Raw genomic sequence first — 21,019 nt, 5'->3', positions numbered from 1 at the left:
GAACCGATGTTTGAGCTGTTCAGGACGTGGAAAGACAGGCATTTTTCTGACCCCCAGCGGGTGATTCTCGGCGTTATGCTCCTGGCGGGCGCCGGTCTGATTTATTTTCTGGGCAGCCTTCTGGCGCCGGTTCTCATCAGTATCATCATCGCCTACCTGCTCGACGGGATGGTCAGCCTGTTTCAGCGTTCCCGCCTGCCGCGACTGGCCGCCGTATCCATCGTTTTTACCGTTTTCATGGTGGCCATGGTCGTCATGACCCTGTGGCTGATTCCCCTGACCGTCAAGCAGATCAGCCAACTGGTCCAGCAGCTGCCCGGCATGCTGACCACGATACAATACCGGCTGCTTGAACTGCCCACCAACTACCCGGAACTCATTTCCGAAAACCAGATCAGAGAGATCATCGCATTTCTCAACACCGGGATCTCCACCCTGGGCAAACGGGTCCTGACCCTGTCACTGGCTTCGGTCATGGGCCTCATTCACCTGGTGGTCTATCTGGTGCTGGTGCCCTTCATGGTCTTTTTCCTGCTCAAGGACAAGGAGATGATCCTGGACTGGGGACGGCGCTTTCTGCCCGATAACATGGACCTTACCGAATCCGTATGGCAGGAGGCCAATGTTCAGGTGACCAATTACATCCGGGGAAAAGGCTGGGAACTGCTGATTATCTGGGGTGTCAGCTACGCCGTGTTCCGCGCCATGGGGCTTCAGTTTTCCCTGCTGATCTCCCTGTTTGTGGGACTGTCCGTCATCATTCCCTATATCGGTGTAACGGTCATGGGGTTTGTCATGGCGCTGGTGGCTTTCATCCAGTGGGGCTGGAGCAGCCAGTTTGCCTCGGCCATGGTGGCTTACATGGTCATTCAGATCCTCGACGGCAACCTGCTGGCGCCGCTGCTGCTTTCCGGGGTGGTGAACCTCCATCCGGTGGCCATTGTCGTGGCGGTGCTGCTCTTTGGCGGATTGTGGGGTCTGTGGGGGCTTTTCTTTGCCATTCCCCTGGCAACCCTGGTCAATGCCGTCATCAAGGCCTGGTTCATGAGAGTCGAGCAACGGTCCGAAACGCCGTCCTGACCCGGCTCCCATTTGTTCGCCCGTACCGGGCCTTGGCCTTACCCACTTCCTTCGAAAAGAAACCCGAATTGAAAAAATTGGGGCCTGAACGATCGCGCCGTGATTTACGGTCTTATTGGTGCGAATCATGCTTAACATATGCCAGGAAATGGGAACGGAGTCCCATGAATTTGCAAAAACTAATATAAAAACAGTTGGTTTTTTTACCGATCAGCTGGCATTCCAGTTACGTACAGTGCAACGGGCTGTATAAAAAATTGACATTTCCCACAGGGATGGTCAACAGGATGTCACCCGCTTCAGCCAATGATCGGGACAGGGAGGAGCCCCATGCAGGAAACCGATTTTTTAAAGGGAAACCAGAGAGTCCTGAATGATATCAAGAAATTCGAAATTTTCGAACCGTTCCAAGAGGATGAACTGCACCACCTGATGTCCATGAGCAAAATCAGGAAGTACAACCCCGGGGAAACCATTTTTGAACAGGGCAGCGCCGATACATGGCTTTACTTCATGGTTTACGGGAAAGTCCGGCTGATGAAGGACAATAAACCGGTGGCCATGCTCCAGCGCCGGGGCGATGTTTTCGGCGAGATGGGGGCGATCGAGTGTGCCCCCCGCAGTGCTTCGGCCGTCGCCGTCGGTGAAACGGTCTGCCTGGCCACGGACATCTATTACATCGAGCAGCTGACCGGCAATGACAAGCTGGCTTTCGGCTATGTCATCTATCGCGTATTCTCGGGCGTTCTGGCCGACCGGCTCAGGGCTACCACCGAAGAACTGCTGGAGCTGAAGGGGCGGAGCATCAAAATCTGGTAGTACGTATTTGTTCCTATCCCAGACCCGATCCCGCCCAGATGCAATCGATGGCATCCAGCGCCATGTGAATCACCAGTCCCAGACCCACCAGGCGGGTTTTGGGGGCGAGGGCCATTGCCAGGTACAGCGCCATGGCCGGCCAGGTGTGCAGGGGATGAAAACCGATACTGCAGCGATCCGGGTCGAATATCGGTGTGGCCAGCAGGTGGTCCAGGTCAACGGCCATGGTCGCGACCATGACCGCCCAGGCCCTCTTCCAGCGACGTGGAAAACCGAATCGGGCGACGGCGGCCGGCGCCAGAACGTGCAGGGCCATGTGAACCGTGGTACGCAGCATATCGGCCTTTCGTCGGGTTATAATTTTACCAGTTCATAGGTCCTTGAACCCAATCCCACTTTTTCGGCGTAGTCCAGCTGGATCTCCCAGTCCACCTTGGGGTAGATGCCCTTGAACTTGTCTTCGCCTGCTGCGGTATTGGTGGTCAGCCGGGTGCCGGCCAGGGCGGGCTCGGCGTTGACCAGGTCCACCGAGGCCTGGTCGATGGCCACCGGGTCGGTGGCGGCCACCACGCCGATATTTTTCACGATGGGGGCGTCGTTGGACGGATAGCAGTCGCACGCCGGGGAGACATCGGTGATGAAATTGATGAAAAACGCTTTGTTCGCCTTCCCCTTCAGAACGCCAAGGGCGTATTCCACCATTTTTTCAAGGAAGACCGGGACGGAGCGGTTCCACTGCACCGTGATGGCTTCGTTGGGACAGATCAGGATGCATTCGCCGCAGCCGATGCAGCTGTCGGCATCGATGGCGGCTGTTTCGCCCTCCATGGAGATGGCATGCTGGGAGCAGTGGTCCCGGCATTCACCGCAGCCGATGCACTGTTCGCCCGAGATTCGGGGAGACAGGCCCGAGTGCTGGGCCAGCTTGCCCTTTCGGGAGGCGCACCCCATGCCCACATTCTTGACGGCCCCGCCGAAGCCGGACAATTCGTGGCCTTTGAAATGGGCCACGGAGATGAAGGCGTCGGCTTCCACGATATCGGTGCCGATATACACCGACGCGAAGCGTTTCTGGTTGATCGGAACCGCTGTTTCACTTTTGCCGCGCAGGCCGTCGGCGATAATCAGCGGCGCTTCAACCACCGCATAGGCGAAGCCGTTTTTTACGGCCGTGGTCAGGTGGTGGGGGGCGTCGCTGCGGGTGCCGGCGTACAACGTGTTGGCATCGGTGAGGAATGGAACGCCCTTGGCCTGTTTGACCACTTCGACCACTTTGCGGATGTACACCGGTCGGATGAACGCCGCATTTCCCATTTCCCCGAAATGCATTTTTACCGCCGTCAGGTCCCGCTTGTCGATGATCCTCGATATGCCTGCGGTTTCCATCAGGCGTCCGATTTTGGCAATAAAGTTCTCCTTGATCGTGGCCCGCATATCGATGAAATAGACCCTGCCGGTCATGGCATCCTCCCTTGCTGTCCGTTATTATTCCGGCGATTAGAGACTTCAACCGTCCGTCATGCCGGCGAAGGCCGGGCTCGCAGTGACGCTTTAGCGCTATCCAGTATTTCCTGGATGCCCGATCAAGTCCGGCACGACGAAACCATACCGGTTTGTTCGCCAGGCAATAGTTGATTGGAAAATATACTGTATACCATGCTTTCGATCGAAGGAAAAACCGTGTGGATCCGGTCCGAGCGGCCGCCATCACCCGGGGCGTCGGGGCCCGGCCCGTAACTGCTGGAAAAAGGAAACGGTTTGGGGTATAAGAGAAACGCGAGACATGATCCCTTTATCCCACGGAAAGTCATCTGAAATGAACTTGAATGCAAAACTGACCATACTGGAACAAATGGTCGACATCTACGACCGCTTTATCGGCGAATTCGACCTGGCATGTGAAAAATATTGCGCGCACTGCTGCACGGCAAATGTGACCATGACCACCTTGGAAGGTTACCGGATCATCACCCATCTGGAAAAGGCCGGTGACATGCATTGCCTGGAAACCATTGCCCGGCAGTCTCATCCGGACCGATTCAAGCCCCGGGTTTCCATTAACCGCATGGCCGACATCTGCGCCCGCGATGGCGACCCGCCCGAAGAGCAGATGGATCCTTCCGCCGGCCCCTGTCCGGTGCTTGCCGATGACGCCTGTTCTCTCTATGGGGTGCGGCCCTTTGGCTGCCGCTGCATGGTCTCTGCCAGAAATTGCGGCCAGACGGGATTTGCAGACATGGACCCGTTTATCCTGACGGTCAATGACGTGTTTCTCCAGCACCTGGAGCATATCGACGCCCAGGGGTTCTCGGGAAATTTTTCCGATGTGATGCAGTTTCTGGACTCTGAAAAAAACCGGCAAGCTTACACCGCCGGCCAACTCGGGCCACCGCCGGCCGGCCTGGTCGCCAATCAGCCCGTGTTTGTGCTCATGATTCCCCCGGAGCACCGGGACCGGATTCAGCCGTGGCTGAAGCAGATTCGCAGCATACAGGTTTAACGGAATCGTGCTGACAGGACCGGGTATTATTTGAAACAACATACAAAAAGTGTTGTGAATCTTGATTCATCGATAAACCTTAATACCAAAGTTCAAATGCAAAATGTCAAATGAAGGTATGCTGCCTGTTCGGAAATAAGATCGAATCCCCATCCTCCAATTGGCATTCGGGTTTTGACATTTGGCATTCCTATCCAAATGTAGCCATCTATACGAAGTAAACAGGCACTATTTTGCTCCTAAAGACCGCATTTCCCTGCAAGGAGGGGCCGTCATGCAAACCTATCCCATCCCCATGGTCCCCGGGCCGGTGGTGGTGCCCGAGGCCGTCCGTCAGGCCTACCTGGAACCTTATGGTTCCGGGGATCTGGAATCCGAGTTTGTCGAACTTTACACGCGCACTCAGCGGCGGCTGAAAGAAATTTTCGGCACGCGGGATGATATCGTGATCATGTCAGGGGAGGGAATGCTCGCCCTGTGGAGCGCTCTGAAGAGTTGCCTGGTGCCCGGCGACCGGGTGCTGGCCGTGGCCACCGGTGTCTTCGGCTACGGCATCGGTGAAATGGCCCAATCCCTCGGTGCAGATGTGAAAACCGTGGGCTTCAGCTATGACGAGACCATTAATGACATGGCCCGCATCGAAGCGGCCATTGCCGAGTTCAAACCCCGCATGATCACCGCTGTCCACTGCGAGACCCCGTCGGGGACCCTCAATCCCCTCGAGGAACTGGGCCGGCTGAAAAACGCCTACCGGGTGCCCCTTTTTTACGTGGACTCGGTGGCCGGTGCCGGCGGCGTCCCGGTGCTGGCCGATGACTGGCATATCGACCTGTGCCTGGGGGGGGGGCAGAAATGTCTTTCCGCGCCGCCGGACATGTCCTTCCTGTCGGTGAGCCCCAAGGCCTGGGAGATTGTCGATGCCGTGGGCTATGTGGGCTACGATGCGCTCAAGCCCTTCCAGCAGGCGGTTAAGAACGCTTATTTCCCCTACACGCCGAACTGGCAGGGCGTGGCTGCCCTGCACACGGCGGCCGGCTTGTTGCTGGAGGAGGGACTGGAAAACAGCTTCAACCGTCATGATGCGGTGGCCCGGTTCTGCCGCCGGCGTCTGCTGGAGATGGGGATCGACCTGTTTCCGGTATCCGGCGCCATCCCGTCCCCCACGGTCACGGCGGCCAGGATTCCCGACGGACATACATGGGAGACGTGGGATCGGTGCCTGCGGGACCAAGGGCTGGTGGTTGCCGGCAGTTACGGGCCCCTGGCCGATAAGGTGTTCCGGTTGGGCCACATGGGATCCCAGGCGGACCCGGACCTGATGAAACGGGCCCTGGAGGTGATTGCCGGCGCCCTTTGATTGCCCCAGCGGCAGCCGGCCCACACCTGGGCTCCCATCCGAACGATTGCAGGCGGATCCATCAAGATGATAAAGACAGCTGACCTGACCGTGCGCCAGAAACAGATCGTCGTCGCCATTTCTGCGATCCTTGTCTTTTATATTCTTTTCGGTTTCCTCGGCGCCCCCTTCATCGTGCGCAGCATCATGGAAAATCAGGTCGCCAGGGCCATCAACCGGGATGTGTCGGTGGGTTCGGTGCGGGTCAACCCCATCACCTTGTCGGTCACCCTCCGCGATCTCGACGTCCGGGAAACCGGCGGTGCGCCTTTTGTGAAATGGGATGACGCCACCGTCAACCTGCAGGTCTCGTCCCTTTTTAAATGGGCGCTGGTGCTCAAATCCGTTCGGGTGGTCAATCCGACGCTCTCCCTGGTACGCTCCGGTGAGACCGCCTTCAACTTCTCGGACATCGCCGGGGGCGACGGGACCGGATCTGCACCAACCGGCACGCCGGATGACCCAGGGGGACTGGCCCTGGCCGTTTACGAGACGCGCCTCACCGGCGCCCGGGTCGTTATGGATGACCGGGTGGCGGGCGTCACCCACCATATCGACGACCTGAACCTGACCGTTTCCGACTTTTCCTCCCGTCCGGCCGACATGGACGTCACCACCCGGTTTCACCTGGGCGCGCGGATCAACGGCGCCACATTGGCCCTGGACGGCAAAACGCGGCCATTCGGCCCCGAGCGGGAAACCACCCTAGACGTGGGCGTCGAACGGTTGAGCGTGCCCCATTACCTTCCCTATGCAGCGCTTCCGGAAAACCTGGTGGTGCAGTCGCTTACCCTGGAAACGAAAACCGAAGTCGATTTTCGGATGCTGGAAGGCGGCCAGCCGGAGCTGGTGGTGGCCGGCCTGATTTCCTTTATTGACGCGCGGCTGGCGGACGGAAACGGCGACGCCTTCGTTTACCACCCGAATCTGAAAATCGATCTGCTGCCCTCAACGGTGCTGGGGGGGCAGCTGCGCGTGGCCCGGATGGAATCGTCCGGGTCGGAATATTTTCTGAAACGGCTGCACTCAGGGGCGCTGTATCTGCCCTTTCTGGCGGCCAAAGCATACGGCAAGGCGGAGGAAAAAGCGGCTGAAGACACTACCGGCGGATTTCAGCCGGTGCTGACCATCGACGCGTTCAAGCTGGACAAGGGCGTCGTCCATTTTACGGACCTTTCCAACAGCGAGCCGTTTTCCACGACGATTACCGACCTTGACGTCGAGGTCGACAACTTTGGCCTCAACAGCGACCGCACCGCCGCCTACCGCCTCTCCCTGAAAAGCGAGGCCGGTGAATCGGTCACCCTGTCCGGCACCGCATCTCCCACCCCCCTCCAATTGGCGGGAGAACTTGACGTCTCCGGCCTGCAGGTTTCCCGGTACATCCCTTACTACAAGGATCGTTTCGACTTCAAGACCACAGCCGGCCAGCTGTCCTTCGGCGGCAGCTACCGCTTCCGTCAGGAAGCGGGGGGCCCTTTGCTCTCCCTGTCCGGCGTCCACCTTGATCTGGAACATCTCAGTGTGGTGGACGAGGATGACGACGACCCCCTGATCGCGTTCGAACGGCTGCGCGTGGCCGATGCCACGGTGGAACTGGCCCGGCGGGAGGTGACCCTGGGACGCCTCGAACTCTCCAGGGCCGATTTCTCCTGCCGCCGGGAGAAGGATGGCGCCTTGAACCTGGTCAAGGCCTTTGTTCCCGCTTTCGGGGCCCACGACGTGGAGAGTGATGGCGCGGGGCCGTCCGGTGAGAAACGAATGTCGCCGGCCGACCCGGAATCCGCGCCATTTGTCGTGAACCTCGGAGCTGTCAGTGTCACTGATGCCGCCGTGGCGGTGGAAGACCGCGTGCCCCGGGAACCGGTCAAGATCAGGCTGGACAGGATCGCCCTGTCCGCTTCGGATCTTTCCACGGCACCCGGTTCAGCGGGCAAGGCGGATTTCTCGCTCCGCTGGGAACAGGCGGGGCAGTTCAGGGCCGGCGGTGCGGTCACCATCTCGCCCCTTGCCCTGGATCTGGCTGTTGCCGCTGAAAACATGGATGTCCGTCCCTTCCAGCCGTACCTTTCCGAACAGGCGGGACTCATTGTGACCCAGGGCTTTTTCAGCACGCAGGGCCGGTTGGGAGTGTCCCGGAAACCGGGCGCGGCGCCGGCGGTCGCCTATACCGGCACGGCCGGGCTCAACCGGTTCGCCTCCATCGACCGCAAAAATGCCAATGATTTCCTCAAGTGGGAGGCCCTTGTGTTTGACCACTTTGACCTTGGCCTGAACCCCACCGGGATTTCCATCGACCAGGTTTCTCTTTCCGATTTTTTCGCCCGCCTGATCGTTGACCCGGACGGCAGCGTCAACCTGGTCTCCATGTTCAGCCCGACTGACGCGGGATCGGAAACCGAAACCGGCCCTACGGACAGTTCCCCGCCACCACCGGCGCCAATCCCGCCGGCAGGCCCCCGAACGGAAAAACCAACCGTTCGCATCGCCCGGGTCTCTCTGACCGGCGGGGATGTGGATTTTTCCGATCGGCTGATCAAGCCCAATTTCAACGCCAGGTTCCACGACCTGGGGGGGCGTGTGTCCGGCCTGGAGTCCATCGAGGAGAGAAAGGCCGATGTGCTTCTGGAGGGCATGTGGTCCGATCACGCGCCGGTAAAGGTCACCGGCCGGATCAATCCGCTGATCGACAATCCCTACCTGGATCTGAACCTGAATATTTCCGACATCGAGTTGAGCCCCTTTTCGCCCTATTCGGGGAAATATCTGGGCTATATACTGGAGAAGGGTAAATTGACCTTCAACGTGGCCTACCTCATGGAGGATCGCCGGCTGGAGGGAAAGAACAGCATCTATGTCAATCAACTCACCCTGGGCGACCCGGTGGACAGCCCCGACACGGTGGGCCTGCCCATCAAGCTGGCCGTGGCCCTGCTCAAGGACCGGGACGGCAATATCGAACTGGAGCTGCCGGTCAGCGGCAATGTGGACGACCCCGAATTCAAGATCGGCAGGGTGGTGCTGACCGTCATCAGGAATTTGATTGTCAAAATCGTCACCTCGCCTTTTGCCGCATTAGGGGCCCTGGCCGGTGGCGGTGAGGAATTGAGTTACCTGGATTTCGATTCCGGTACCAGCCAGATCAGCCGTGACAATGCGGACAAGATGGACAAACTGGCCAAGATTCTATACGAGCGGCCGGGGTTGAAACTGGACCTTCAGGGAACGGCGTCACCGGAATGGGACCGAGATGGACTGCGGGGCGTGCTGCTGGAAAACCGGCTCAAGGCGGAAAAGCTCCAGCGGATGATGGCCTCGGGCGAGAGCGCCGTTCCCCTGGAGGCGATTACCGTTGACCCCGCGGAACGTCCGGTTCTCATGGCGGCGATTTTCAGCGCCGACGGCCTTGCCGTGCCGGTTGACGCCAATGGAAAACCGGTCGTGCTGACGCCCGAAGAGATCGATCAGCTCGTGCGGACCCATACCCGGGTCACTGAAAACGATTTTCGCAAGCTGGCCGACGCGCGTGCGTTTAATGTTAAAAACTATCTGCTGGAAAATGGCCGGGTGGCGCGGGAACGGGTTTTTATCGTGGCCCCGAAGGCCGCAGCCGAAGGGCAGAATCAGGAGAAGACCGCGAGGGGCAGGGTTGTGTTCAGTCTCAAATAGACAAGGGCGTCGTCATTGACTTTTTGTCGAGCAGGCGAAATTCTCCCGATGGAATCCATTCGATACAGATGCATCACCCCTGATTCTTCCGGCGCCGACCGTTACCCACTCATCGAACGACCAGTACCGAGCATGGAGAATAATGGGTCACCTTGGTGCTGACGCTTCCAAAAAGCAGCCCCTTCAGGGAACCCATCCCCCGAGTGCCCATCACAACCAGATCGGCATTACGCGCTTCGACGACCGAGACGATTGCTTCGGCTGCCGGACCTTCAAGCAGATTTTCTTCCACGTCATGGGCCGCCTGTCCCAACCGTTTGCATGCCGCTTTGATGATTTCTTCCCCTTTTTGCCTCCGTTTGCCGACCATCTGGTTGAAGCCTTCAGACCCTCGAAGATCAGAGGTGGAACGAAACGCATGCAGTAAAATGAGCTTTGAATCGTGTTTTTCGGCCAGCTGGCTGGCGTAATCCAGCGCTTTTAAACTATGCGTCGACCCGTCCAGGGCGACAATAATCAATCCAAACATGATTCCCTCCTTTTCCTTTGAACGGCTCATGCGTATCGGCGCGCCAGTGCTTCCAGGTAGCGCGATTTGACCTGGTCCGTGGCCATGACCCGGGCCACCGGAGGGAGGCGCAGGATGACGCCCACCACGGCCGCCAGGGCCCGGTGGTGCCACAGGACGCGGTTGTCGAACAGCAGGTGTTGCAGGTTGCCCCGTTCGACAGCCATGATCACCGCCCGGTGGGCGCCGTTCAGGGGGGTCAGTACCCGTCCGGGATGGTGCTCGAGGGAAAGGCTGGCGGTTTGGGTGCACGCCCCCAGGCACACCGCGCAGCCCAGGCACCGGTTTTCGTCCACCCGGGCCACGTTTCGTTTGGGGTGTTTGGGGTCGTTGGCCGAAACCAGGGTCATGGCCGCCACCGGACACAGGGTTACGCACCGGCCGCAGCCGTTGCAGGTGCTTTCGTCCACCCGGGGGAAAAAGCCCGTGGTGTGAATCGGCTGCATGAGGGCAAAGCGGCGTGCGGCGGTCATGGCTTCGCAGCAGCACCCGCAGCAGTTGCAGATGAAGTTGACGCCCTGGCGCACATTCTCACCAAACTGAACCAGGTTGTTCTCCCGGGCTTTGGCCAGCAGCTCCAGCCCTTCGGTCACTTCCACCGGCCGGGCATGGCCGTGGCGGATCAACGATTCGGCCGCGGTGTTGAAGGTCATGCAGATATCCATGGGCGCCGAGCAGGCGCGGTCCATGTGCATCATCTTGTGCCGGCAGTAGCACATGCTGATGCCCCGGTGGGAGGCGGTTCTGATCACCTCGCTGGCGCGCTCGTAGTCGAGCACGTGCAGGGCGTTGGCTTCGGACAGCGCCGGCTCATGGACGAACGCCCGGCCGAGCTGGGTCTGCCCCTCGGTAAACAGCGCCCGGACAAAGTCCTCCTCCTGGTTCAGGTATTGATAAAACAACTCCGCCAGCAGCTGCTGATCGATGTCCTCCCGGATGCGCATCATGGAGAACTCGAAAAAACCGGCCATGGGCGGCGGCAGTACGTATTGCATGTCCCCGTTGACTTCAAAGTCCACCAGCAGGGCTTTTCCGGCCAGCCCGTCAAGGATCCGGTGCGCCTCGCTTTCGGGCATGCGCCAGGCCCCGGCGGCCCGCTTTGCGGTGAACGGCCGGATCGGCAGCAGCGAAACCAGTTCTGCTTCCCGTGGATTGAAGAGCACTTTCAATATCTTGGTGAGCAGTTCAGCGGGGGGGGCGCCCTGGGGGAATCGGTTGAGGCGATCGGTAAGCTGGCGGTAGGAAGAATGGGAGACGATATGGGCCATGGCTTTCCCCTTTTAAGAAAAGGTTCTCAGAAAGCATCACACCATGTTCAATCCTGAATCATTATAAAACATATCCAGATTGAAGCAATGATTAAAACCGGCAGTCGTCTGAGCCCAACCGTCCGGCTTGACAACCGGGAACACTCCGATCTACAATTATTCTCCACAGCCGACGAAGGGGCCTCGGCCCCGGGACAGGCGGTCAGCACCGGCGTTTCGCTTTTTTGGATATCCCTTCCAACCGACCTCTGAAGACCAACGGTGAACCGATGCAGCCCATTGACCTTCAAGGCGTTCTTTCCCCCTGGCAACCCGGCGTCTTCAGCCTGATCCTCTATGGCGCCGTCGTCATCGGTCTGACGCTCGCCTTGCTTTTTCTGTCCCGCTGGCTGGGCCGACAGCATCCCACCCCGGAAAAAACAAGGGTTTACGAAAGCGGCATCATTCCCACCGGCCAGGCCCGATTGCGCTATCCGGTGCCGTTTTTCATGGTGGCCATCTTCTTTTTGATCTTTGATCTGGAGGGTGCCTACATCTTCTCGTGGGCGGTGGCCAGCCGTCCCCTCGGCTGGGCGGGCTGGTTCCAGATCCAGTTTTTTATCGGTGTGCTGATCGCCGGTCTCGTTTACGTCTGGGTGAAGGGAGGCCTCGAATGGGGGCCGAAACGCGACTGAAACCGGACATGGACACCGCCCTGGCCGGTGCTGACGCCGTTATCAACTGGGCCCGCAGGCACAGCCTGTGGCCCATGTTCTTCGGCCTTTCCTGCTGTTTTGTGGAAGAGGCCGCCGTGTTTACCGCCCGCTATGATATCGCCCGCTTCGGTGCCGAGGTGCTGCGTCCCTCGCCCCGGCAGGCCGACCTGCTGATCATTTCCGGAACCGTTTTCAAAAAGATCGCCCCGGTGGTTCTGCGGCTCTACGAGCAGATGGCCGAGCCCAAATGGGTCGTCTCCATGGGGTCGTGTTCCAACACCGGCGGCATGTACGACGCCTACAGCGTGGTCCAGGGGGTCAATCAGATCCTGCCGGTGGACCTGTACATCCCCGGCTGCCCGCCGCGACCCGAGGCGGTGCTGGCCGGCCTGGTCAAACTGCAGGAAAAAATCGTCCGGGAAAAACCGGCCCGCCCGGTCTTTCACCTGGCCGGCGGCAGTCAGGGGACCGTGACGCCGGTGCTGGTGGACGGTGTTTCCAAGAGCCGTGACCCGCGTGGTCCGGGCATGGGCGGCACCGCCATCCGGGGCACCTCGGTGGTTCCGCCATCCTTTGACGACAGCCGCAGCGACGGCATGTGGACACCGCCGCCGGCCGAGCGCCCGGCAACCGAAACCGACCGGCAGCTGGGCGAACGGCTGCACCGGCGATTCGGCGATGCGGTCCACGAGCTATCACCGACCGGCGATATGGCCGCCTTTGAAGTGGCTCCCCACGCCCTTCGAAAGGTCCTGTCCTACCTGAAAAATGATGCGGCTCCCAGATTCAGACGGCTGGACGACCTCACTGCAATCGACGAGTCGGCCCGCCGGCACCGTGAGCCGGGCCGTGACTATACCCTGGTCTATCACCTGCTGGCCTTCGATCCGCCCACCCGGCTGCGATTGACCGTGCCGCTGACAGGACAATCCCCCACCGCGCCAAGCGTTACCGGCGTCTGGCCGTCGGCCGCCTGGTACGAGCGTGAAGCCTACGACATGTTCGGCATCGGCTTTGACGGGCATCCCGGCCTGCGGCGAATCCTCATGCCGGACCACTGGCAGGGGCACCCGCTGAGAAAATCCCATCCCGGCCGGGCGACGGAGATGGCCCCCTACACCCAGGCGGACGCCCGGCGGCTGCAGCCGCGCGACGGCGGTTTTTTTGTCCGCGACCGCGACGGCCGGCAGGACCTGATCGTCAATGTGGGTCCCCATCATGTGAGCACCCACGGGTTGATCCGCTACGTGCTGGGCCTGGACGGGGAAACCATCACCGACATGGACATCGAGATCGGCTACCACCACCGGGCGGCGGAAAAGATCGGGGAGCGGCAGACCTGGCACCAGTTCATTCCCTACACCGACCGGGTGGACTACCTGGCCGGGGCGGCCAACAACCTGCCCTATGTGATGGCCGTGGAGACGCTGGCCGGCATCGACGTGCCCGTCCGCGCCCAGTTTATCCGCGTAATGCTCAGCGAGCTCTTCCGCCTGAGCAACCATCTGGTCTGGCTGGGGACCTATGCCCATGATGTGGGCGCCATGACCCCTACGTTCTACACCTTCCGGGAACGCGAGATGATCCTGGACATCGTCGAACGGATCACCGGCGGCCGGCTGCACCCCTCCTGGTTTCGCATCGGCGGTGTGGCCGCCGACCTGCCCGGGGGGTGGAAAGAGGCGGTGGACGCCTTCACGCGAAGCTTCGACCGGCGCCTGGACGAGTACGAATCCCTGATCACCCGAAATCCCATCTTTCGTGCCCGGACCATGGGGGTCGGGGCGATCAGCCTGGACGATGCCGTGGCGTGGGGCGTCAGCGGCCCCAACCTGAGGGCCTGCGGCCTGGCCTGGGATCTGCGCAGGGCCTTTCCATACAGCGGCTACGACCAGTTCGATTTCGACATCCCCACGGCCGAGGGCGGCGACTGCTACGCCCGCTACCTGGTGCGTATCGAAGAGATGCGCCAGAGCCTGGGGCTGATCCGCCAGGCGGCGGCGAAGATGCCGCCGGGACGCACCGTCACGGACGACTACCGCTACGTGATCCCGGCGCGCAAGGACATGCTCACGGATATCGAGAGCCTGATTCATCATTTCATCAACGTGACCCGCGGGCCCAAGATTCCCAGGGGGCAGGCCTATGTCGCCTGCGAAATCCCCCGGGGCGAGCAGGGCTATTTCGTGGTCAGCGACGGGCTCGGCTGCGCCTACCGCATGCGCATCCGGGCGCCGGGTTTTGCCAATGTGCAGGCCCTGCCGCTGATGGCCAAAGGCTGGTCGCTCTCCGACCTGATCACCATTATCGGGTCGGTGGACTACATACTACCCGACATCGACCGCTAGCATGGCGGCACTGTAAAACGATCGATATCGGCGTTACGCGTATCCTTACTTCACTGCGGCGTACCTTGAGTACGCCTCGTTTCTCAAGGATGCGCAAGCCTTGATCTCGACCGCTTTACAGCACCGCCCGGAACCGAATACGTAAAGGCTTCATCTCCTATGCTGCCTGAAACACTGAAAAGCGATTTGCAGGCGAAGATTGACCGGGTGGACCATCCTCGGGAGATGGCCATCGACGTGATCAATGCCCTGCAGGATCATTACGGCTGGTTTTCCGACGAGGCCCTGGTGCAGGCCGCCGACCTGCTGGGCATGTCGCCCCTGGAGGTGGATGAACTGGCCACGTTCTATACGTTCATCTACCGCGAACCGGTGGGCCGGCATGTCATTCACGTCTGCGACAGCCTGATCTGCTGGATGGAAGGCGGGGAAAACCTGGTGGCGCACCTGTGCGACCGGCTGGGCATCCCGGTGGGCGGGACCACGGCCGACGGGCTGTTCACCCTGCTGCCGGTATGCTGCATCGGCTACTGCGACCGGGCCCCGGCCATTCTGGTCGACCGCAGGGTTCACGGTCCCCTGACCATCGAATCCCTGGATCGGCTGATCGACACCCTGCAGGAGGCGTCCCCGTGAGTGCATCCTATCCCCGGGTATTGCTGGCACACCGAAAGCCGGACCGCATCACCACCCTGGCGGAGTACCGGGCGGCCGGCGGCTATGATGCCCTGCGCCGGGTGCTGACCGAAATGGACCGGCAGGCGGTCAAGACCCGTCTGACGGATGCCCTTCTGCTGGGGCGCGGCGGGGCCGGATTCCCCGCCGGGGTCAAGGTGCAGACCGTGGCCGAGGACGCCCCGTTTCCGCGCTATCTGGTCTGCAACGCCGACGAGATGGAGCCGGGAACCTTCAAGGACCGCGTCTTTCTGCATGCCGAACCGCATATGCTCCTGGAGGGCATGGCCCTGGCGGCCTACTCCATCCGGGCCTCCCACGGGATCATTTTTATCCGCCCCGAATATGAGAGTGCCGCCAGAATCCTGGAGCGGGAAATCGAGATCGCCCGCCGGGAGGGACTGCTGGGCGAAGGCATCCTCGGCAGCGACTACACCTTCGAGATCGTCGTCCATCGCAGCGGGGGCCGTTACATCTGCGGCGAGGTGACCGCGCAGCTCAACGCCCTTCAGGGCCGGCGGCCCAACCCCAAGCAGCCCCCGCCCTACGCCACCGATAAAGGGCTGTGGGGGCTGCCGACCCTGGTGAACAATGTGGAGACACTGGCCTGCATTCCCCATATCGTCACCCACGGGGCCCAATGGTTCAAGGACCTGGCCCTGAGTCCGGAGGCCGCCGGCACCAAGCTTTTCTGCGTGTCGGGCAAGGTCAGCCAACCCGGTTGCCATGAACTGCCCCTGGGCATCCCGCTCTCGGAGATCATCGAGGACTGCTGCGGCGGCATGAAGGACGGGGCGACCTTCAAGGCCTGCCTGCCCGGCGGCGCCTCCACCGGGTACCTGACCGCGGACCATTACCATATTGCCATGGACTTCGATTCCCTGAAAGCGATCGGCAACCGTTTAGGGACCGGGGCCGTCATGGTATTCGACCACCACACCTGCCTGGTGGCCGCGACCCTGAACCTGACGGAATTCTTCGCCCGCGAGTCATGTGGCTGGTGCACCCCCTGCAGGGAGGGGTTCCCCTATCTGCGGGACCTGTTGTGGCGCATCGAAAACGGGCAGGGCGAGGCGGACTTCATTCCGATGATGAGGACGATGTGCCGGCACCTGTGGAAGTCCTACTGCGCCTTTGCGCCGGGCGGGGTGGGGCCCATCGAGAGTTTGCTGGCGCACTTCGAAGACGAGGTGATGGCGCACGTTGAGGGCAGGGGCTGCCCCTTTAAAAGCAGGGAAAGGGCATCCTGAGGCCCAGGGGCGGCGTTCTCCCATTTGTGCAATCCTCAACGTAGCGCTGCTACGCCTGTGGTTGCAAAAATGCTGCGGCCTTGCCCTGAACCACAGGCTACCCTTTCCGGGGGGACAGGTCGTTAAGATAGTAAAAGGCACCTGCCGGTCCAATACGGCGTTTTGTTCAGGGGTCGAGGGTTCAAGGGGTCGAGGGAAAGGTAAAGCGCGCCAATCTGGTAAGACATCAACCCGGACAGGGATGGCCGAACCCGCAACCTTTTTTGGGAAAAAGTGGAAGACAATCACTTGACCCCTTGGATCCTCGAATCCTTGAACCCCCATTAGACGGTTATTAACACACCGGAATTGAAACGGATGGCAATCGGTTAAATAACAATCATGCCCACGCTTACCATCGACAACCGAAAAATCGATGTTCCCGCCGGCACCAAGGTGATCGCGGCGGCCGAACGGCTGGGCATCATGATCCCGCGTTTCTGCTATCATCCGGCGTTGGGATCGGTGGGGGCCTGCCGGGTCTGTGCCGTGGCCTTTACGGATGGGCCCGTCAAGGGGGTCCAGATGAGCTGCATGATCGATGCACAGGAGGGCATGGTGGTCTCCACCACCGATGCCGAAGCCGTGGATTTCCGGCGGCATGTGATCGAGTTTCTCATGCTCAACCATCCCCACGACTGTCCGGTGTGCGACGAAGGCGGGCACTGCCTGCTCCAGGACCATACCGTATCGGGCGGCCATGGCCTGCGTCGCTATCGGGGGCTGAAGCGCACCCACCACAACCAGGACCTGGGACCGCTGGTGCAGCACGAAATGAACCGCTGCATCCAATGCTATCGCTGCTCGCGGTACTACCAGGAGTATACCGGCTACCGGGACCTGGGCGTGATGGGGATCGGCAGCCGGGTCTATTTCGGCCGCAGCAGGTCCGGTGCACTGGAAAGCCCCTTTAGCGGCAACCTGACCGACATCTGTCCCACGGGGGTGTATACCGACAAGCCGTCGCGATATTTCGGGCGGCGCTGGGATTATCAACGCCAGGCTTCCCTGTGCATTCACTGCTCCCTGGGGTGCAATACCGTGGCATCGGCCCGTTACCGTCAGGTGGTGCGCCACGAGGCCCGGCCCAACCTTGCGGTCAACGGGTATTTCATTTGCGACCGGGGCCGCTACGCCTACCCGTACGCCAGCGCCGTCGACCGGCCCCGGCAGGCCCGCCTCGAAGGGACGCCCGCAGCGATGGGCGACGTGCTGGCCGCAGCGCGGTCGGCGATCGAACGGACGACCGGGCAATACGGCCCCGGGAGTGTGGCCGTCGCGGCTTCGTCGCGCAGCAGCCTGGAAACCCTGGCCATGGTCGGGCGGGCCTGCGGCGAGCACGGATGGACCGGGCCGGCGGTGGCGGCCACACCGCGCCAGGCATCCAACCTGGCCGCTGCCGTGGGCGGCCTGATACCAGCGTTGGCCGTTTCCCTGGCCGACGTCTCCGCCGCTGCCGACGTGCTGGTCATCGGGGCCGATCCGATCAACGAGGCCCCCATGCTGGCCCTCTCCCTGCGCCAGGTGTGGCGGCAGGGCGGCCGGGTGACCGTCGTCGATCCGCGCGGGGTGCAGCTGCCCTTCCGATTCGATCACTGGGCCGTGCATCCGTCACATCTGGGCGCCGTCCTGCAGGCCATGATCGAGCAGATCGGGGGCCGCATCACGGCGCCGGCGGCGGATGCCACACCGCCCGGTGCAACGGAGGCCTTTCCCGTGGCGACCCTGGCCAGGCGGTTGAACGGCAGTCCGCGGCCGGTGATTGTTTGCGGCACGGACATCGTGACCTCCCGGGACATCCGCCTGGCCGCCGATCTGGCCCGGGCACTGAGCCGGACCCATATCAAGGTCGGGCTGTTCTACACCCTTGTCGGGGCCAATGCCTTCGCGGCCGCCCTGACAGCTGAGCCGCTCCTTTCCCTGTCGCAGGTGCTGGAACACATCGAAGCGGGTCAGGTTCGTGCGCTGGTGGCGGTGGAATCGGATCTCTGGCGCGGCTTTCCGGACCGGACCCGGCTGCAGTCGGCATTGAAACGGCTGGATCACCTGGTGGTGCTCGATGACCTGGACTCGCCCCTGAACCATGGGGCGGGGCAGTTCCTGCCGACCCAGCCGATCTATGAATCCGGCGGCCATTGGATCAACCAGGAGGGGCGCCTGCAGGCGGCCGATGCCGTCATGGCCCCCGGGGATTCCATCGCGGCGGCCGGCGACGGGGACCATCCGCCGCGCGCTTTCGACAGGCGCGTCCCCGGTGATGACCCGCTGCCAGCCTGGCGGGCCGTGGCGTCCCTTGCCCGGTCGCTTTCAGCCGATCCCGTTCAGCAGTTGAACGCGGCCATGGCGGCCTTTCACCCGGCAGTGGCCATGCCCGCAGCCGATGCAGCGGCAGACCGCATCGACCTGGCCGCTTCGTCCTTTTCCCCGGGAACCGTTTCAGAGGGACTTTCCCCACCGGAAATCGACACGCCGGCCGACGCGATTACCCTGCTGCTGGTGGACTGGACCTTCGGCACCGAAAGCCTGTCGGCCATGTCTCCGGTGTTGCAGGCGCTGAGCGCCTCGCCCGTTGCGCGCATGCACCCGGACACCATCGCCGGTGCCGGCCTGGCCGCAAACCTGCCGGTCAGGGTGACTGCCCGCCGGGGGGAGCTGCAATTGCCACTGCAGGCCGATCCGACCATGGCCAGGGGGGTGCTGGTCGTTCCCCGGCACCACCTGCTGAACTGGCAGGAACTGGGGGACACCCGGCTGAGCCTGGAAAGCAGCCGGGTGGCTCCGTTGGACCCGTAGCAATGCCCCGGCGTGGTGAAACGGCGGGGGTCAAGACCCGGAATTGTTGAAATGTAGCGGGCATCGCTCGTTAAGCCATCGTAACCCCTGGACGGGCTGAGATCGCATGGATTTTTTGTTAGGCCTCACCATTCTTTTTATCAAGATCGCCGTGACGCTCAGCGGCCTGCTGCTGGCGGCCAGCTACCTGGTGTGGCTGGAGCGCAAGTTGCTGGCCCGGCTGCAGATCCGGCTGGGGCCCAACCGGGCCGGGATTTTCGGCCTGCTGCAGCCCATCGCCGATGCCGTCAAACTGCTCACCAAGGAGGACATCGTGCCGGCCGCGGCCGATGGGGTCATTTTTCGACTGGCACCTGCCGTGGTGGCCGTGACGGCCATGCTGATGTTCGCCGCGGTGCCTCTGGGACCAGATGTAAGGGTGTTTGGCCGCGCCGTTCCCATGGTGATCACCGATCTGAACGTGGGGCTGCTTTTCGTGTTTGCCCTGTCCTCGCTGGGCGTCTACGGCGTGGCCCTGGGCGGATGGGCCTCCAACTCCAAGTTCGCCCTGCTGGGGGGCATACGCGGTGCGGCCCAGATGATCAGCTACGAGCTGGCCCTGGGCCTGTCGCTGGTGCCGGTGGTGATGCTGGCCGGGTCGTTCAGCCTGACAGCCATCGTGGATGCCCAGGCCGGCGTGCCGTTCATCGTGCTCCAGCCGGTCTCGTTCGCCATTTTCGTGATCGGCGCCATGGCCGAAAGCAAACGCATTCCCTTCGACCTGCCCGAAGCGGAGAACGAACTGGGGGCCGGGTTTCACACCGAATACAGCGGCATGCGTTTCGGCCTCTTTTTTCTGGGAGAATACGTGCATATCCAGGTGCTGGGCGCGCTGACGGCCATCTTTTTTCTGGGGGGCTGGCGCGGGCCGTGGCTGCCGCCGGTGGTCTGGCTGATGCTGAAAATAGTCATGGTGGCCGTGATCATGATCTGGATTCGCGGCACCCTGCCGCGGCTGCGTTACGATCAGCTCATGGCCCTGGGGTGGAAGGTGCTGATTCCGGTGTCTTTGGTAAATATTGTGGTGACGGGGGCATTCATCCAGTTCGCAATGTGATGAGAAGCGGCGCCTTTCGCTCCAGGGGGTAGCCTGAGGGGGCAAGGGGGCGAGGCGTCAAGGATTCGAGGGAAAACCGAATGATCTGAACCCGAACCATCCAAAACACTTGGAACCCTTAATGGCGCGATGTACCGCCTGACGAAGATCCCGATGGGCTTGCTGGGCGGTGACAAAAATCCTGCGGCCTTGATCCGAAGTAATGAAAACTGTGGAGATCCCAAGTGGGCCCAAGGAAAAAAACCACAGCACATAAACCACTGAAGCCTGATGAGAATTCGGCATGGTCGGCCCTCAAGGCGCTGGTGGACGGGTTTGCCACCACGGCCAGACACCTGGGGCGCAAGCCCATCACCGAGTCATATCCGGAGGTCAAGCGGCAGCTGCCCGACCGCTCGCGGGCCCGCATCGTGCTGACCCGTGATCCGGACGGCCGCGAGCGCTGCGTGGCCTGCTACCTCTGCTCGGCGGTATGCCCGGTCAGCTGCATCAGCATGCAGAGTGCCGAACAGCCGGACGGAAGGCGCTACGCCCGCTGGTTCCGCATCAACTTCGGCCGCTGCATCTATTGCGGCCTGTGCGAAGAGGCCTGTCCCACGTCGGCCATTCAGCTCACGCCGGACTTCGAGAACGTGCAGCGCGATATCCTGACCCTGGTGTTTGAGAAAAAGGACCTGCTGGTGGACGGCTGCGGCAAGGACCCGTCCTATAACTTTTATGACTATGCCGGCGTGACCACGGACCAACGCGGGAAAGGCGAGCATGCCAGTGAGGCGCCGCCGGTGAATGTGAAAAGTAATTTACCCTGACATCGTGATTGAGC

At 61.5% G+C, this 21,019-nt stretch carries 16 protein-coding genes; 12 read left to right on the top strand and 4 right to left on the bottom strand.

The genetic code is table 11. The features are described 5' to 3' along the window. Nucleotides 1-6: 6 nt before the first annotated feature. Together DSCA_RS16325 and DSCA_RS16320 are read left to right on the top strand one after the other, a co-directional pair. A complete protein-coding gene (locus DSCA_RS16325; RefSeq protein ID WP_155317433.1) occupies nt 7-1,080 on the top strand; it encodes an AI-2E family transporter in 1,074 nt (357 codons plus the stop codon). A 330-nt stretch (nt 1,081-1,410) separates the two neighbouring features. Next, nucleotides 1,411-1,899: a cyclic nucleotide-binding domain-containing protein gene (locus DSCA_RS16320; RefSeq protein ID WP_167527811.1), complete on the top strand. Its 489-nt coding sequence runs from the start codon at nt 1,411-1,413 to the stop codon at nt 1,897-1,899. Between the two features lie 13 nt (nt 1,900-1,912). Here the strand turns inward: DSCA_RS16320 and DSCA_RS16315 are convergent, their stop codons facing one another. After that, complete coding sequence (locus DSCA_RS16315; RefSeq protein WP_155317431.1) at nt 1,913-2,236, bottom strand: DUF6122 family protein; 324 nt, start codon at nt 2,234-2,236, stop codon at nt 1,913-1,915. A 17-nt stretch (nt 2,237-2,253) separates the two neighbouring features. Beyond that, a complete protein-coding gene (locus tag DSCA_RS16310) occupies nt 2,254-3,360 on the bottom strand; it encodes a DUF362 domain-containing protein (RefSeq protein WP_155317430.1) in 1,107 nt (368 codons plus the stop codon). Nucleotides 3,361-3,715: 355 nt separating this feature from the next. Between DSCA_RS16310 and DSCA_RS16305 the strand changes: the two genes are divergently transcribed. From DSCA_RS16305 to DSCA_RS16295, 3 genes are all read left to right on the top strand, one after another. Beyond that, nucleotides 3,716-4,399, top strand: coding sequence for a YkgJ family cysteine cluster protein (locus tag DSCA_RS16305; protein ID WP_155317429.1), 684 nt, complete (start codon nt 3,716-3,718; stop codon nt 4,397-4,399). A gap of 274 nt (nt 4,400-4,673) precedes the next feature. After that, nucleotides 4,674-5,756 (top strand): pyridoxal-phosphate-dependent aminotransferase family protein, encoded by a 1,083-nt coding sequence (locus DSCA_RS16300; RefSeq protein ID WP_155317428.1) that lies wholly within the window; start codon nt 4,674-4,676, stop codon nt 5,754-5,756. A 66-nt stretch (nt 5,757-5,822) separates the two neighbouring features. After that, nucleotides 5,823-9,464, top strand: coding sequence for a DUF748 domain-containing protein (locus tag DSCA_RS16295; protein WP_155317427.1), 3,642 nt, complete (start codon nt 5,823-5,825; stop codon nt 9,462-9,464). A 109-nt stretch (nt 9,465-9,573) separates the two neighbouring features. Here the strand turns inward: DSCA_RS16295 and DSCA_RS16290 are convergent, their stop codons facing one another. Both DSCA_RS16290 and DSCA_RS16285 read right to left on the bottom strand, forming a co-directional pair. Next, nucleotides 9,574-9,984, bottom strand: coding sequence for a universal stress protein (locus DSCA_RS16290; protein WP_167527810.1), 411 nt, complete (start codon nt 9,982-9,984; stop codon nt 9,574-9,576). Between the two features lie 35 nt (nt 9,985-10,019). Continuing rightward, a complete protein-coding gene (locus tag DSCA_RS16285; protein ID WP_155317425.1) occupies nt 10,020-11,300 on the bottom strand; it encodes a 4Fe-4S dicluster domain-containing protein in 1,281 nt (426 codons plus the stop codon). Between the two features lie 269 nt (nt 11,301-11,569). On the opposite strand from DSCA_RS16285, the gene DSCA_RS16280 reads away from it, so the two are divergent. The 7 genes from DSCA_RS16280 (at nt 11,570) to nuoI (ending at nt 21,005) form a co-directional block, all read left to right on the top strand. Further along, a complete protein-coding gene (locus DSCA_RS16280) occupies nt 11,570-11,974 on the top strand; it encodes an NADH-quinone oxidoreductase subunit A (RefSeq protein WP_155317424.1) in 405 nt (134 codons plus the stop codon). Then, nucleotides 11,953-14,343 (top strand): NADH-quinone oxidoreductase subunit B/C/D, encoded by a 2,391-nt coding sequence (locus tag DSCA_RS16275; protein WP_155317423.1) that lies wholly within the window; start codon nt 11,953-11,955, stop codon nt 14,341-14,343. Before DSCA_RS16280 ends, DSCA_RS16275 begins: the two co-directional genes overlap by 22 nt. A gap of 159 nt (nt 14,344-14,502) precedes the next feature. After that, complete coding sequence (gene nuoE / locus DSCA_RS16270) at nt 14,503-14,979, top strand: NADH-quinone oxidoreductase subunit NuoE (protein WP_155317422.1); 477 nt, start codon at nt 14,503-14,505, stop codon at nt 14,977-14,979. Further along, on the top strand, nt 14,976-16,268 hold the full coding sequence (locus tag DSCA_RS16265) for a complex I 51 kDa subunit family protein (protein WP_167527533.1): 1,293 nt from the start codon (nt 14,976-14,978) through the stop codon (nt 16,266-16,268). Before nuoE ends, DSCA_RS16265 begins: the two co-directional genes overlap by 4 nt. A gap of 381 nt (nt 16,269-16,649) precedes the next feature. Further along, nucleotides 16,650-19,100: an NADH-quinone oxidoreductase subunit NuoG gene (gene nuoG / locus DSCA_RS16260; protein ID WP_155317420.1), complete on the top strand. Its 2,451-nt coding sequence runs from the start codon at nt 16,650-16,652 to the stop codon at nt 19,098-19,100. 106 nt (nt 19,101-19,206) lie between these two features. After that, entirely contained in the window at nt 19,207-20,196 is a 990-nt protein-coding gene (gene nuoH / locus DSCA_RS16255) for an NADH-quinone oxidoreductase subunit NuoH (RefSeq protein ID WP_155317419.1), read from the top strand. A 224-nt stretch (nt 20,197-20,420) separates the two neighbouring features. Continuing rightward, nucleotides 20,421-21,005, top strand: coding sequence for an NADH-quinone oxidoreductase subunit NuoI (nuoI, locus tag DSCA_RS16250; RefSeq protein WP_269434602.1), 585 nt, complete (start codon nt 20,421-20,423; stop codon nt 21,003-21,005). The last annotated feature ends 14 nt before the right edge of the window (nt 21,006-21,019 follow it).

Origin of the sequence: Desulfosarcina alkanivorans (assembly GCF_009688945.1) — a bacterium.
In the GTDB taxonomy this organism is placed as follows: domain Bacteria; phylum Desulfobacterota; class Desulfobacteria; order Desulfobacterales; family Desulfosarcinaceae; genus Desulfosarcina; species Desulfosarcina alkanivorans.
The sequence above is the reverse complement of the archived record's forward strand: the minus strand, read 5'-3'. Positions and strand labels throughout refer to the sequence as shown.